Here is a 14,699-nt window from a genome sequence, read left to right on the forward strand (position 1 = left end):
ATGTAATGAAGTATACAGAACACTTTTGGTAATTCCGTCTAATTTACTTGGTTTTTAAAAATTTCCAAAATTATTTGATTAAACATTACAAAAAAATAGTTTAACTTACATACATTAATAAAAAATATAATTAAACAACTCAAATCACAAGTATAAAAAAACCGCAATCTATCTAGAGATTGCGGTTTTCAACTAACAATTCAGATTATTTACCTGAACGGTTACGTTTACGTTCATTTTCAGTCAAATGGCGCTTACGAATACGAATAGACTTCGGTGTTACTTCAACTAATTCGTCATCTTCAATGAATTCAAGCGCTTGTTCGAGCGTATATTCAATTGCAGGAACCAGTGTTAACGCTTCATCTGTACCAGATGCACGTACGTTTGTTAACTGTTTCGCTTTAGTTGGGTTAACTGTCATGTCGTCTGAACGAGAGTTTATACCAATGATCATACCTTCGTAGACTTCTAACTGTGGCTTAGCAAATAGACGACCACGGTCTTGCAATGTGAACAATGCATAGCCCAAGCATACGCCTTGAACCATAGAAACTAATACACCGTTTTGACGTTTCGCAACAGTACCTTGTTTCATTGGACCATAGTGCGAGAAACTTGATGTCATGATTCCTGTACCAGAAGTCATGGTTAGGAATTCAGAACGGAAACCAATTAAGCCACGTGAAGGAACAGTTGCTTCAATACGGATACGGCCTTTGCCGTCAACTTCCATATTGGTCATTTCACCTTTACGGTAACCCATTTGTTCCATCACAGAACCTTGGTGTTGTTCTTCAACGTCGAAAGTCACATTTTCATATGGTTCTTGCTTTTCGCCGTCAACTTCTTTCAAAATTACTTGCGGACGAGATACACCCATCTCAAAGCCTTCACGACGCATGTTTTCAATAAGAACTGAAAGGTGAAGCTCACCACGACCAGAAACTTTAAAACGGTCTGGACTGTCAGTATCTTCAACACGTAAAGCTACGTTGTGAATCAATTCGCGGTCTAAACGCTCACGGATGTTACGTGAAGTTACAAATTTACCTTCTTTACCAGCAAACGGTGAGTTGTTTACTTGGAATGTCATTGTAACAGTAGGTTCGTCTACAGAAAGCGGCGGAAGTGCTTCAACAGCTTTCGGATCACAGATTGTGTCAGAGATATGAAGTTGATCAATACCCGTGATACATACGATATCACCAGCATTTGCTTCTTCAATGTCGATACGCTCAAGACCATGGTAACCCATAATTTTTAAGATACGACCGTTACGAGTCTTACCTTCTTTATCAATTACAGTTACTTGTGTATTCAACTTAACAGAACCACGTTGAATACGACCAACACCAATAACACCAACGAAGCTGTTATAGTCCAAAGACGAAATTTGCATTTGGAATGGACCATCAACGTCAACTGCTGGTGGTTCAACGATGTCTACAATTGTTTGGAACAATGGAGTCATGTCATCAGCAAGTTCTTCAGGAGAAGGACCCGCAACACCACGAAGACCCGATGCATAAACGATTGGGAAGTCTAACTGTTCGTCAGTACCACCAAGGTTGTCGAATAAATCGAATACTTGGTCAATTACCCAGTCTGGACGCGCACTTGGCTTATCAACTTTGTTAATGATGACAATTGGCTTTAGACCGCTCGCAAAGGCTTTCGATGTCACAAAACGTGTTTGTGGCATAGGACCTTCTTGAGAGTCAACTAGAAGAAGTACGCAGTCAACCATCGACATTACACGTTCAACTTCACCACCGAAGTCGGCGTGTCCTGGGGTATCGACGATGTTAATACGATATTCGATATCTGTACGAGCATCAGTCCATTTAATTGCAGTGTTTTTTGCAAGAATGGTAATACCACGTTCGCTTTCAATTGCGCCCGAATCCATGACACGTTCGATCTCACCCGCGCGGTCACCGAGTGCACCTGATTGCTGTAAAAGTTTGTCGACAAGAGTCGTTTTACCATGGTCGACGTGAGCGATGATGGCAATATTACGGAGAGTTTTAATATCAGACATGTAAATTCGATACGCTTTAAATTTGAGGGCAAATTATACAGAAAATTCTCAACTTTTAGTAGTGACAGTTTGTTTACAATTACAAGTTTTTTCACATCTAGCGGCTTTTTGTTTTGTAATAGTGTGTAAAGCGATTAGAATACTGCCATCTTGCTGCTTTTATTGCCGTGTCATGTCTGATTTAAATAGCTCTCCCAAACAAACTCAGGGTCAAATGGATCTTGTGTATGGTCTAAATGATCGCCCAAAACCTTTCATCGCTTTTTTTGCAGCACTGCAACATTTACTTGCAATTATTGTCCCAATTGTTACACCAGGCTTACTTATTTGCTTAGCTTTAGGTGTTTCGGCTCAAGAAACCAACATGATTTTATCGATGTCTTTGGTGATTTCTGGGGTAGCCACTTATTTACAATGTAAAAAAGTTGGACCTTTTGGTGCAGGCTTACTTATCGTTCAAGGGACTAGTTTTAACTTTATTGGACCAATGATTGGTATTGGTTCGGCAATGGTTGCCGCAGGAACACCTGTGGAAGCAGTTATGGCATCTATTTTTGGTGTGGTTATTGCTGGTTCATTTATTGAAATGGGCGTGTCACGCATTTTACCATGGGTAAAGCGACTAATTACACCATTAGTAACAGGTATTGTCGTTCTGCTGATTGGTTTGACATTAATTAAAGAAGGTTTAATCAGTATGGGTGGCGGTTATCAAGCCATGTCTGATCAGACTTTTGCCAGTACCGATAATCTCATTATGTCATGCACGGTACTTGCAATTATTATCCTCCTTAACCGTGTCAAAGTCGTTTGGGTAAAAAGCTCTGCTATTTTGATCGCTTTAGTGGTGGGTTATATCCTTGCAGGCTTTATGGGCTATTTAAACTTTTCAGGTTTAAAAGATGCACCTTTAATTCAAATTCCAACACCAATGCACTTTGGTATTAGCTTCTCTTGGAGCTTATTTATCCCAATGGCATTCATTTATCTAGTGACTTCTTTAGAAGCGATTGGCGATGTGACCGCGACTTCTAAGATTTCAAACCAACCTGTTGATGGTCCTGTGTGGATGGAACGTATTAAAGGTGGTGTTTTGGTGAATGGTGCAAACTCATTTTTAGCAGGTATTTTCAACACTTTCCCAAGTTCTGTTTTTGCACAAAATAATGGTGTAATCCAACTTACAGGTGTAGCGAGTCGCTACGTTGGAATTTGGATTGCTGTATTATTGGTGATTCTTGGTTTATTCCCTGCGGTTGCAGGTGTAATTCAAGCCGTTCCTCAAGCCGTACTCGGTGGTGCAGTGATGGTGATGTTTGGTGCAGTGGCTGCATCAGGTATTAACATCTTATCGGGAACTCAGTTGGATCGCCGTGCATTATTGATCATTGCGATTTCACTTGGATTAGGTTTAGGTGTTGCACAAGTTCCTCAAATTTTGGAACATTTACCAGAATTACCACGTAATATTTTTAGCTCTGGTGTTGCCACTGGTGGTATCGCAGCTTTAATTTTGAATTTAGTTTTACCTGAAACTAAAAAATAATTTCTTAATTCTTTATAATGCCCAGCTTAGACTGGGCATTATTGTTCAAACATTAATAATAGGTGGTGGATATGGAGCCGAGAAGTGAAGTTGTCATTCGACAGCATGACTATCTTTCTGGACGGGTATTATTGGTCAATGCACCAACGGATGATTTACTTTCAAACTTAGCTCATGACATTGAAGCAAGCCTTTGGACGTGGAATTTTAATGAGTTTCAACATTTCCAAAATCAAGAAGCGAAAGTCCATTTTGGAACAGATCTTCCTGAAGCAGATTTCGACCAAGCCATTGTTTTTGTGCCTAAGTCCAAAGAGTTACTGAATTATATTCTGCATAACTTAGTCAGCCGCTTAGCAGTTGGTTCATCTATTTTCCTTGTCGGGGAAAAGAAAGGTGGTGTAGAACGTGCTGCGAAACAATTGCAACCCTATGGTCAAACTATTAAATTAGACAGCGCTCGCCATTGTCAAATGTGGCAGCTCACGACCAATACCACAGTGACAGCTAAACCTTTGGAACAATGGGCTCAAGAATATTCAGTTCCAACCCCAGCGGGTGAATTGACGATTTGTTCATTACCTGGTGTATTTAGCCAAAATCATTTAGATATTGGTACAGCAGTTCTATTACCATTCCTTAAACAAGTGACTTCTGGGAAAATTGCAGATTTCGGTTGTGGTTCAGGTGTTATCAGTGCTTATTTATCTAAACTCAATCCTAAAAATCGTATTTTTGCTTTAGATGTAGATGCCTTTGCATTGGCTTCTACACGAATGACTTTCGAAAAAAATAACTTACCATTAGAGCAACTTGAAATTAAAGCAGTTTCAGGTATTGAAGATGCGCCATTGTTCTTACATGCCATCATCAGTAACCCACCCTTCCACCAAGGAATTCAGACCGATTACAATGCAAGTGAAACTTTGTGCAAAACTGCACGACGACATTTGAAGTCTGGGGGCGAATTATGGATTGTGGCAAATCGCTTCCTAAATTATCCATTACTCATTGAACAAAACTTTCGTCAATGCACGACGAAAGTTGATCAACAAGGCTTCAAAGTACTATTCGCCACTACTCAAAAAATGCCCAAGGAAGAAAGATGAGCGAAACAGGTCATCCTCAACTCCAGCGCAAGCTAGGAGCTAGACATTTAAATATGATCGCCATTGGCGGTTCTATTGGTACAGGGTTATTCCTCGCCTCAGGTCAAACCATTGCGACAGCAGGTCCTGGCGGGGCATTACTTGCCTATGCACTGATTGGTATTATGATTTATTTCTTAATGACCAGTTTAGGCGAGTTAGCAACCCACAATCCAACTTCTGGTGCATTTTTTACCTATGGTAATAAATATGTCGAAGAAGGTTTCGGTTTCGCACTGGGTTGGAATTATTGGTATAACTGGGCAATTACTGTTGCATTTGAATTGGTTGCAGTGCAATTCATTATGAAGTTTTGGTTCCCAGATATTCCAGGTTTTTGGTGGAGTGCCTTGTTCCTTGCCATTATCTTCTTTATCAATGCCTTAACAGTAAAAGGCTTTGGTGAAAGTGAGTTTTTGTTTTCACTGGTTAAAGTCATTGCCATCATATTCTTTATTGTGATTGGTTTATTCATGATTGGTAAAATCATGTTAGACCCAGCAGATTCAGTGACCAAAAATTGGACCGTAGGCGAAGCACCATTTGTCGGCGGGCTGCAAGCTTTAGTTGGTGTTGCCATGATTGCTGGATTCTCTTTCCAAGGTACGGAAATGGTCGGCGTAGCAGCAGGCGAATCGAAAGATCCGAAAAAGACCATTCCTATTGCAATCAAACAAATTTTTTGGCGTATCCTTTTATTCTATATCTTGTGTATTTTTATCATCGGTACATTGGTTGCGTATACAGATCCAAACCTTGCTATGGCTGCTGAAGGCGACGGTAACATTACCCTGTCACCATTTACATTACTGTATGAAAAAGCAGGCTTAGCATTTGCTGCTGGCTTAATGAATGCTGTTATTTTGACTGCTATCATGTCTGCAGGTAACTCGGGAATGTATTCATCTACACGTATGCTGTTTGATATGGCACGTGAAGGCAAAGCACCACGAATCTTTTCAAAATTAGATTTGCGTGGCGTACCAATGAATGCACTTTATGCGACTACTGCTATTGCAGCACTCTGTTTCTTAACCACATTTATTGGCGAAAGTGTCGTATTTACATGGTTATTAAATATGTCTGGTATGTGCGGATTCATTGTGTGGCTAGGTATTGCAATTTCACACTATCGTTTCCGTAAAGGTTATATAGCACAAGGTTACAAACTTGAAGATTTGGCTTATCGAGCAAAATTCTTCCCATTTGGTCCTTGGTTTGCTTTTATTTTGTGTGCCATCATCGTACTTGGGCAAAATTACCAAGCAATTTATGAAGGTCACTGGATGAGTGTTATTTCCACTTATATCAGTATTCCTTTATTCCTTGTGATTTGGCTTGGCTATAAATGGAAACACAAAACTAAGTTAATTCCTTATGAAAAAATGGATGTAAGTCCTATGCAAATCGATAAAGAATAAACTTATTTAGGCAAAACTAAAGCAGCTTTCGAGCTGCTTTTTTATTTTTAGAAAATCTCCATCGAATATAACTCAACCATAATTAGCGAGATTGAATTGCACAAACTCAAGATGCTGAGTATCGTAAAGACAAAGGTGTGATTGATGGATATCGAGTGTTTACAAGGATATTCATCAAGTTATAGCCAAGTAAAGTGATTTGATTGAAGTGGTACATATATTACAGCAAGTGATATGGATCAAAGGCTCACTTATATAAATAATTCATGAATTTTCTCAGTGAACTTCGATTAACAGAGATTCATTCTCAAGCCAGCTAATTCATCAACTATAACGTTTAGGTTGATGATACTCACCAATAACAATCACTTGCTGACAAATTCCGACTGCTTTGCGTTGTTGCTCAAATACTGCTTTTGGCATCGCATCAAAACTATCAAAGAAACATATTTCATTATCATCTATCGAATAGACCAGTGAATGATTTCCGATATCTTGCAAAGTATCGTAATAGACGATTGCAAAATAACCTTGCGCAATAAATTTTTGAATCTGTTGATAATTCAAAGCATCACTCATAGGAATATGTAGAACCTGTGCTTCAGCATAACTTGTGATTTCTTTATCATGAATATCGGGGTCTTGATCTGTATAAAATGAAACCTCAAAACCTAATTTTTTTAATCCCACAACCAGCCCAATGGTAAATGTGCCATCTTCATCATCATGGCAACATAGCTTGCTTAGTTGATTAATCTCAACATTTATCGAATGGTGCTCAAGTAACATCCATACCGCAAAAATACCACAATTGGCTTCAAGATCAATAAGCGCTTGAGGAAGCTGTAAACTCATGAACACCTAATCTTCATCATTCAAATTATAAATTATAAATTATTTATATAAAGCATAATGACAAAACCTTTCATATTCACATAGCAGGTTTACTTAATTTTTAGCATAACCGTTACTCGTTTATTCTTGGCTTTTCCATTTGTTGTACTATTACTTGCAATCGGTTTATTTGGACCTAAGCCTGTGGCAATCACCTGTTCAGGGTTTACCTTATACTCATTGATTAAATAATCTTTGACGATATTCGCGCGTGTTAATGACACCTTATTATTTGCAGCCAAAGATCCTGAACTATCTGTATGGCCATCCACTTGTAGAATAAAATTTTTATTGGTTTGCAACATTTGTGCTGCGACAGATAAAGTTGGCTGATACTGCGCGTCTACTTCTGCCGATTTATTCTTAAAATAAATTTCTAATCCTTTCTTCAACGACTTCACTTCATACGGATATTGTTTTTGAATAGCCGTACTATTGGATGTCATCGGTCGGGATGCACATGCTGTCAGAAAAATCAGTATCAATCCTAAATAGTAATATTTCATTTTTAAACTCGTAATTATTAAATTTTAATTTATTTTATGTTTAGTATATTTTATAATTATATGTATTTTAAATAAAAAAGCGACTCTTATGAGTCGCTTTTTTAGAAACTAAATATAATTAGTTAACAGTACGGCTACCAGTGATTGTCGCGAATACACGACGGTTCATAGCACGACCTTCTTTAGTTTTGTTGTCAGCAATCGGTTGATCCCAAGCGAAACCTTGAGTAGTCAAACGAGAAGCATCGATGTTGTATTCGCCTACAAGTGCAGATTTAACAGAGTTAGCACGAGCAAGAGATAAACGTTCGTTCAATTTACGTGGACCAGTGTTATCTGTGTGACCATCAATACGAGCAGTCGCATTCGGGAATTCAGATAATTTTTCAGCTACTTTAGCAACTTCTGGTTTGTATTGATCTTTGATGTTTGATTTGTTCGTATCAAAGAACACACGAAGTTCCATTTGTAGATCTTCTACAGTAGGAGCAACTGGTGGAACTACAACAACTGGTGGAGCTACAACAACTGGTACAACTTCTACTACAGGAGCAGCAGGTTTCAAGTGACCACCAAGAACTACGTTAAGACCTGCAAGCGCAGTATAGTTCCAGAATTTTTCGTCAAAGTTGTAAGTACCACGAGCTTCAGTACGAAGAGATAAAGCATCGTTTAAGCGCCAGAATACACCCGCGCCAGCGTTACCTAAAGTACCTTCTTCATTAGAATGATAAGCCATATCATCTAATTTATATTTGTAATGACCAGCACCTAACAATACATAAGGTTTGATTTTGCTGTCATAGTTTTTAGTGATCAAATCAGAAGTAGCGTAGAAGTTACCATTGATTTGAGTTTGTTTATATTCAGAACCAGCAACGCCAGTACCGTCAAGATCACCCTTAACTTGGTTATATTCAGCTTCAAAACCTAACCATGGAGTAAGTTCAACACCAAGAGCAGCACCAACGAATAAATCGTCTTGTAATTCAGGGCCGTTAGTTAACTCGCCTTTATTACCGCCATTATTGTGTTGAGAATCTTGGAATGTGTAACCAAGCATTAAAGGTGTAACAGTTACACCAGCGTTAGCAGCAGCGAACGGAGCAGCAACAAGCATAGCAAGTGCGATACGACTCAATTTCATGGATATCCTCCAGAGATAACAATTGTTGTTCAAACTTAGCCTAAAATTTATTGGCTACCTGAGATACTTTTTAATACCTCAGTATTATTTTTAAGCTATTCATGTTGAATCATACAAACACTTGATCCTTTTTCCAAGTGCTTGATAACTTTAATCAAGTAGATTATTGACAAAATTACTTACAATTTCCGTTGTAATTCGGTAAATTTTTACTCAATTTTTCTTCATGAATCGCTTATCTTTTTGACTGCGTGTATTTTAGCAGTAAAGTACTGCTTTAGTCATAAATATTTTGCAACACAAATATTTATATCACTTATAAAAGAAAAATTTATATTTTTCAAATAAAAACAAAATTTAATAGAAGATTAAAATATGTATTTTTATTGTAAAACGCGTGGCTTCACGCTGATTGAACTAATTGTAACTTTTGCTGTTTTGGCAATCATCGCGACCTTAGCTGTCCCAACTTATCAAGATCTAAAAGCAAAACAAGAGCTTAAAACGGTTACATCAGTGATTAAACAGTTTGTCAGTTCAGCCAAAAGTAATGCTGTTATTTTCCACTCAATTATTGTGGTTTGCTCATCTTCTAATCTAACACAATGTACAAATGATCAATGGAATACTGGAGTCATCATGTTTAGTGACCAAAATAACAATGAACAAGTCGATAGTAATGAACGTATTCATTCAACTGTTTCGATGCAATTAAATTATGGTTCACTCAAATGGGCTGGTGGGTTTTCCAGCAGAAAAATATTAACCTTTCGGGGAGATACGGGAGTACCTCGCGGTGCATCTGGAAGTTTTCATTATTGTAGCCGCCATGATTCTCAATTAAACAAACGAATAGTGATTGCTCCAATGGGTCATATCCGTGATGAGCCATTGAGCTGCTCATGAAAAAATTGGCAATAAAAGTAGTCTCTAGGGTCCATAGTTATTGCACATTGCTACTTTATTCTGGATCATTTTTTTATATACTGCTTAGGTTTGAAAATAATCATAGAACAACCGATTGGAGAATAGAACAATGACTGACATCGTAATTGTCAATGGCGCACGTACCGCAATGGGTGGATTTCAAGGCAGTTTAGCAAATGTTACCGCACCAGAACTTGGCGCAGTCACAATTAAGGAAGCAATTGCACGTGCAGGTTTACAACCGAGCGATGTTGAAGAAGTCATTATGGGTTGTGTACTACCTGCTGGTTTAAAACAAGGCCCAGCCCGTCAAGCGATGCGTCAAGCAGGACTTCCTGATACCACTGGTGCAGTCACGATTAACAAACTTTGTGGCTCTGGCATGAAAGCAGTTATGCAAGCTGCTGATGCGATTAAAGCAGGTTCTGCGCAAGTGGTCGTTGCAGGTGGTATGGAATCTATGACCAATTCACCTTATATATTACCAAAAGCACGTGGTGGCTATCGCATGGGTCATGGCGAAATTAAAGACCACATGTTCTTTGATGGTCTGGAAGATGCTGAAACTGGTCGTTTAATGGGTTCATTTGCACAAGATATGGCAAATTCTCGTCAATATACGCGTCAACAAATGGATGATTTTGCAATCCGTTCATTACAACGTGCGCAGAAAGCCATTACTGAAGGTTATTTTGCAGATGAAATCGTACCTGTAACTGTTTCAAGTCGTAAAGGTGATGTCATTATTGATAAAGATGAACAACCTTTTAATGCCAATATTGAAAAAATCCCAACGCTTCGTCCTGCTTTTGCCAAAGACGGTACAATCACAGCGGCTAATGCGAGCTCGATTTCTGATGGCGCATCGGCTTTGGTACTCACCTCTGCGGATAATGCATCGGCTAAGGGTTTAAATCCATTAGCAAGAATTGTGGCATATGCATCTAATTCACAGCATCCTTCTGAATTTACGATTGCCCCAGTTGGTGCAATCCAGAAAGTGTTAAATAAAACGGGGTGGGATGCTCAAGACGTGGATCTTTGGGAAATCAATGAAGCGTTTGCAATGGTCACCATGTGCCCAATTGATGACTTCAAACTCGATGTAGAGAAAGTGAATATCAACGGTGGCGCATGCGCTTTAGGTCACCCTGTAGGTTCTACTGGTTCACGTATTATTTTAACGTTGATTCATGCACTTAAACGTACAGGTGGCAAGAAAGGTATTGCTGCACTTTGTATCGGTGGTGGTGAAGCAACTGCTGTTGCAATTGAAATTCTTTAATTCTAACTGATTTCCTCTCTCCTACCGAGTGGGGAAATCAGTTAAAAATCCCTCTGCTATGAGGGATTTTTTATAGCTAAAATTACAATTTATCCATCAAAACTTCATCCACACGCTGCTAAATTAAAAGCTCAAAACAACAAAATGGATATTTTTCATGCAACTCAATCATTACTTAAATTTTCAAGGTGAGACTGAAGCTGCCTTTAATTTTTATCAATCAGTTTTTGGTGGTGATTTTGCTTTTATCAAACGCTATTCAGAATTACCTGATGCACAGATTTCTGATAAAGAAAAAGATTATATTCTACATATTTCGCTACCCATTAATGCTTTTACTATACTGATGGGTTCGGATACCACAGATCAATTCTGTGCACCAAATACTGCACCTTTCACTAAAGGAACAAATCATTATATTTCGATTAATCTTGAACCACATGAAGAAGCTGAGGCACGACGTTTATTTGATGTTTTGTCTATAAATGGTCAGATTGAAATGGCTTTAGATCATACGTTTTGGGGCGCTTTATATGGTGCATTCACAGATCAATTTGGTGTGAAATGGATGGTAAACTGCCAATTAGCTACAGAATAATATCGACCAAAATAGTGATATAGCCTGTTGATTGAGATTAACATCGGGTATATTACTTTCAATTAAATACCACTATTTATAAAAATGATCTCAGGTCTTACTCACACTATTCTTATTATTCTTATCACGATTTTGACTTCTATTGCAGCTTGGCAGCATCGTAACATTATGAATCGACTAATTTTTAATGTTTCTGCAATTAAGCAAGGACAATATGATCGGTTTTTAACCCATGGATTTATCCATAAAGATGGTGTTCATCTTTTCTTTAACATGTTCACGCTTTATTTTTTTGGACGAAGTGTAGAAGGATTTTTTCGTAACTATTTGAGTGGTATGGGCTTTGTACTGTTCTATTGTAGTGCCATTATCATCGCAGCGATTCCAAGTTATCTACATAATCGTAGCTTGAACTCCTATCGTAGTTTAGGTGCTTCTGGTGCGGTCAATGCCGTACTCTTTAGTGCGATTTTATTTGACCCGTGGGGCATGATTTATATTTATTTCATCCCAGTTCCTGCCATTATTTTTGGAACAATTTACTTGTGCTATAGCATGTATGCAATGCGCTCCGGGCATTCACCACTCATTGACCATCGCGCACATGTCGCTGGTGCAATGTATGGTTTCTTATTTCCAATCATACTCGCACCATCACTTGGAGCGGCATTTTTCTATAAATTTATTAATACCCCGTTATTTTAAAGTAATCCAATAAACACAAAAAAGCTGAACCGAAGTCCAGCTTTTCATACTTAATCTATCAAAAGATTAAGAACCCGTCTGATAACGTGCTTGCGCGACTCCAGTCGATGCTTGATAAGGATTGGTAAAATCACCCAAGCCTGCAGCAGCTTCTTGAATATCCTTACCTTCTTTAATCACAAAAGTATCGAAACCAGAACGCTTCATGTAATTTAAGACATCTTTAAATACATCACCAGTGGCACGTAATTCACCCTGATAACCTTGACGGCGCAACAATGCGGCAAAAGAATAGCCACGACCATCGTTAAAGCCTGCAAAATCAATAAAGATTGTATCCAGTTGATTTAAAGGATATTCATTGGTTTCTGGAGAAGCATCAACCGTAATAAATAACGCTTTTTTACCTGAAATATTGGACAATTGATCTAATTGCTCAACTGTTAACAGCACATCACCCTGCGGTAACACACCATCTTCACCAATAATTTGATAAGTATTGTCTGCAACTGAGCCATCTTTAGCGAGGACTTGAAGTGCTGTATTAAGCATATGCGCGTTCCTTAAATGGCTGAATACCGACACGGCGATATGTTTCGATAAATTCTTCGCCTTCATTACGTAAATCTAGGTAAGTATTCAGAATTTCATCAATAATATCAGGCACAATTTCAGCAGCAAATGAGGGGCCTAAGATATCACCAATCGATGCATCATGATCCGCATTACCACCTAAAGTGATCTGATAGAACTCAGCGCCTTTTTTATCTACACCCAAGATACCAATATTACCTACATGATGATGACCACAAGCATTCATACAACCTGAAATATTCAGGTCAATGTGACCTAAATTATAAACAGTGTCTAAGTCATCAAAACGACGGGTAATCGCTTCTGAAATCGGGATCGATTTTGCATTTGCCAATGAACAGAAATCACCGCCCGGACAACAAATAATATCGGTAATAAAACCGATGTGTGCACGTGCAAGATTATTTTTATCAAGGATTTGCCACAATTCAAACAAGTCTTTTTGTGGTACATCCACCAAAGAAATATTCTGTTCATGCGTGGTGCGTAATTCGCCAAAGGTATATGTATCTGCAAGATCTGCAATCAGATTCATCTCTTCAACAGTCATATCACCTGGTGCAACACCTGCACGTTTCAGTGAAATCGTCACGATACGATAACCTGCAACTTTATGTGCATTGGTGTTGATGTTAAACCACTGCTTGAATTTTGGATATTGTGCAAATTGCGCAGTAAAATCTTCATCTGCATAATTCTGATAATCGAACGGAGTAAATTCTTCGTCCAATTTCTTCAGAATTTCAGGCTGAATTTTCAAAGTCTTGATGGTTTCTGTAAATTCAGCTTCTACTTTTTCCGCAAATACAGCAGGCGTCAAAGCTTTTACAAGAATCTTAATACGTGCTTTATATTTATTATCACGGCGACCATGCAAGTTATACACACGCAGAACCGCTTCAAGATACGCAATTAAATCTTCACGTGGCAAGAAGTCACGAATAAAACTACCAATAATTGGTGTACGACCTAAACCACCACCAACTTTAATTTTATAACCAATTTCGCCTGCATCATTTTCCACGATATATACACCAATATCATGGAAAGATGTTGCTGCACGATCCGTTTCTTCAAGTGCAGACACTGCTATTTTGAATTTACGTGGCAAGAAAGCGAATTCTGGATGGAATGTAGACCATTGACGAATCAATTCACATGTCGGACGTGGGTCAGCAATTTCACCTGCCACCACACCTGCATATTGATCAGTCGTAGTATTACGGATACAGTTGCCTGAAGTCTGAATCGCATGCATCTGAACAGTTGCAAGTTCTGCCAACATATCAGGTACATTTTCCAATGCAGGCCAGTTAAACTGAATATTCTGACGTGTTGATACGTGCGCATACCCACGGTCATACTCTTTTGCCAAGTCAGAAACTTTACGCAACTGGTTCGAGTTCATTAAACCATAAGGCACCGCAATACGTAACATTGGCGCATAGCGCTGTACGTATAAACCATTTTGTAAACGAAGTGGACGATACTCATCTTCTGTGAGTTTACCCGCTAAATAACGTTCCGTTTGGTCACGGAATTGTGCAACACGTTCATTGATCAGTTGCTGATCGAAATCAGTATATAAATACATGGCGTACAGCTAGTAGTTTCATTATAACGACGCACAATATAACGATAATTCATCTATCAAAGAAATGCTTTTTTTACATATTTAATAGCGATTTTATTGATAAGTAGGCTTCTGAATCAGATGCCGTATGGTTTACAGCTAAAATTCCTTATTTATTTGATGTTTGATGTATTTATGCGTTGCTTATCAGGTTTTAAGATAAGCAATTTAGCAACTCAGACTCTGCTATTTTTCTATGTTTATGATATTCGTGATGTCAATTTGATGCCAAATCTCACAATGAATAATCT

At 38.4% G+C, this 14,699-nt stretch carries 13 protein-coding genes; 7 read left to right on the top strand and 6 right to left on the bottom strand.

All coding sequences use genetic code 11. The features are described 5' to 3' along the window. Nucleotides 1-205: 205 nt before the first annotated feature. Entirely contained in the window at nt 206-2,044 is a 1,839-nt protein-coding gene (gene typA / locus ACG94X_RS11840; protein WP_419383927.1) for a translational GTPase TypA, read from the bottom strand. 172 nt (nt 2,045-2,216) lie between these two features. Between typA and ACG94X_RS11845 the strand changes: the two genes are divergently transcribed. From ACG94X_RS11845 to ACG94X_RS11855, 3 genes are all read left to right on the top strand, one after another. Next, entirely contained in the window at nt 2,217-3,590 is a 1,374-nt protein-coding gene (locus ACG94X_RS11845; RefSeq protein WP_419383928.1) for a uracil-xanthine permease family protein, read from the top strand. A 71-nt stretch (nt 3,591-3,661) separates the two neighbouring features. Beyond that, nucleotides 3,662-4,699, top strand: coding sequence for a methyltransferase (locus tag ACG94X_RS11850; protein ID WP_419383929.1), 1,038 nt, complete (start codon nt 3,662-3,664; stop codon nt 4,697-4,699). Then, nucleotides 4,696-6,159 (top strand): amino acid permease, encoded by a 1,464-nt coding sequence (locus tag ACG94X_RS11855; protein ID WP_419383930.1) that lies wholly within the window; start codon nt 4,696-4,698, stop codon nt 6,157-6,159. Before ACG94X_RS11850 ends, ACG94X_RS11855 begins: the two co-directional genes overlap by 4 nt. A gap of 324 nt (nt 6,160-6,483) precedes the next feature. Here the strand turns inward: ACG94X_RS11855 and ACG94X_RS11860 are convergent, their stop codons facing one another. The 3 genes from ACG94X_RS11860 to omp38 all read right to left on the bottom strand — a co-directional run bounded on the left by ACG94X_RS11860 (nt 6,484) and on the right by omp38 (nt 8,706). Then, nucleotides 6,484-7,014: a cysteine peptidase family C39 domain-containing protein gene (locus ACG94X_RS11860; protein WP_419383931.1), complete on the bottom strand. Its 531-nt coding sequence runs from the start codon at nt 7,012-7,014 to the stop codon at nt 6,484-6,486. A gap of 89 nt (nt 7,015-7,103) precedes the next feature. Further along, the gene (locus ACG94X_RS11865) at nt 7,104-7,559 is read right to left on the bottom strand and encodes an OmpA family protein (RefSeq protein WP_419383932.1); all 456 of its coding nucleotides are present in this window, start codon (nt 7,557-7,559) and stop codon (nt 7,104-7,106) included. Nucleotides 7,560-7,677: 118 nt separating this feature from the next. Beyond that, the gene (omp38, locus tag ACG94X_RS11870; protein ID WP_419383933.1) at nt 7,678-8,706 is read right to left on the bottom strand and encodes an outer membrane protein Omp38; all 1,029 of its coding nucleotides are present in this window, start codon (nt 8,704-8,706) and stop codon (nt 7,678-7,680) included. A 375-nt stretch (nt 8,707-9,081) separates the two neighbouring features. On the opposite strand from omp38, the gene ACG94X_RS11875 reads away from it, so the two are divergent. From ACG94X_RS11875 to ACG94X_RS11890, 4 genes are all read left to right on the top strand, one after another. Continuing rightward, nucleotides 9,082-9,612 carry a pilus assembly FimT family protein gene (locus ACG94X_RS11875; RefSeq protein WP_419383934.1) on the top strand — a complete coding sequence of 177 codons (531 nt, stop codon included), beginning with the start codon at nt 9,082-9,084 and terminating at the stop codon, nt 9,610-9,612. 130 nt (nt 9,613-9,742) lie between these two features. Further along, nucleotides 9,743-10,918 carry a thiolase family protein gene (locus ACG94X_RS11880; protein WP_419383935.1) on the top strand — a complete coding sequence of 392 codons (1,176 nt, stop codon included), beginning with the start codon at nt 9,743-9,745 and terminating at the stop codon, nt 10,916-10,918. 157 nt (nt 10,919-11,075) lie between these two features. Beyond that, nucleotides 11,076-11,516 (top strand): VOC family protein, encoded by a 441-nt coding sequence (locus ACG94X_RS11885; protein WP_419383936.1) that lies wholly within the window; start codon nt 11,076-11,078, stop codon nt 11,514-11,516. A gap of 84 nt (nt 11,517-11,600) precedes the next feature. Continuing rightward, nucleotides 11,601-12,221, top strand: a complete 621-nt coding sequence (locus ACG94X_RS11890; RefSeq protein ID WP_419383937.1) for a rhomboid family intramembrane serine protease — start codon at nt 11,601-11,603, stop codon at nt 12,219-12,221. Nucleotides 12,222-12,287: 66 nt separating this feature from the next. On the opposite strand, the gene ACG94X_RS11895 is transcribed toward ACG94X_RS11890, so the two are convergent. Both ACG94X_RS11895 and ACG94X_RS11900 read right to left on the bottom strand, forming a co-directional pair. Continuing rightward, nucleotides 12,288-12,773, bottom strand: a complete 486-nt coding sequence (locus ACG94X_RS11895; RefSeq protein ID WP_419383938.1) for a DUF934 domain-containing protein — start codon at nt 12,771-12,773, stop codon at nt 12,288-12,290. Then, complete coding sequence (locus ACG94X_RS11900; protein ID WP_419383939.1) at nt 12,766-14,409, bottom strand: nitrite/sulfite reductase; 1,644 nt, start codon at nt 14,407-14,409, stop codon at nt 12,766-12,768. Before ACG94X_RS11900 ends, ACG94X_RS11895 begins: the two co-directional genes overlap by 8 nt. Nucleotides 14,410-14,699: the final 290 nt, after the last annotated feature.

Source organism: Acinetobacter psychrotolerans, assembly GCF_048552595.1.
In the GTDB taxonomy this organism is placed as follows: domain Bacteria; phylum Pseudomonadota; class Gammaproteobacteria; order Pseudomonadales; family Moraxellaceae; genus Acinetobacter.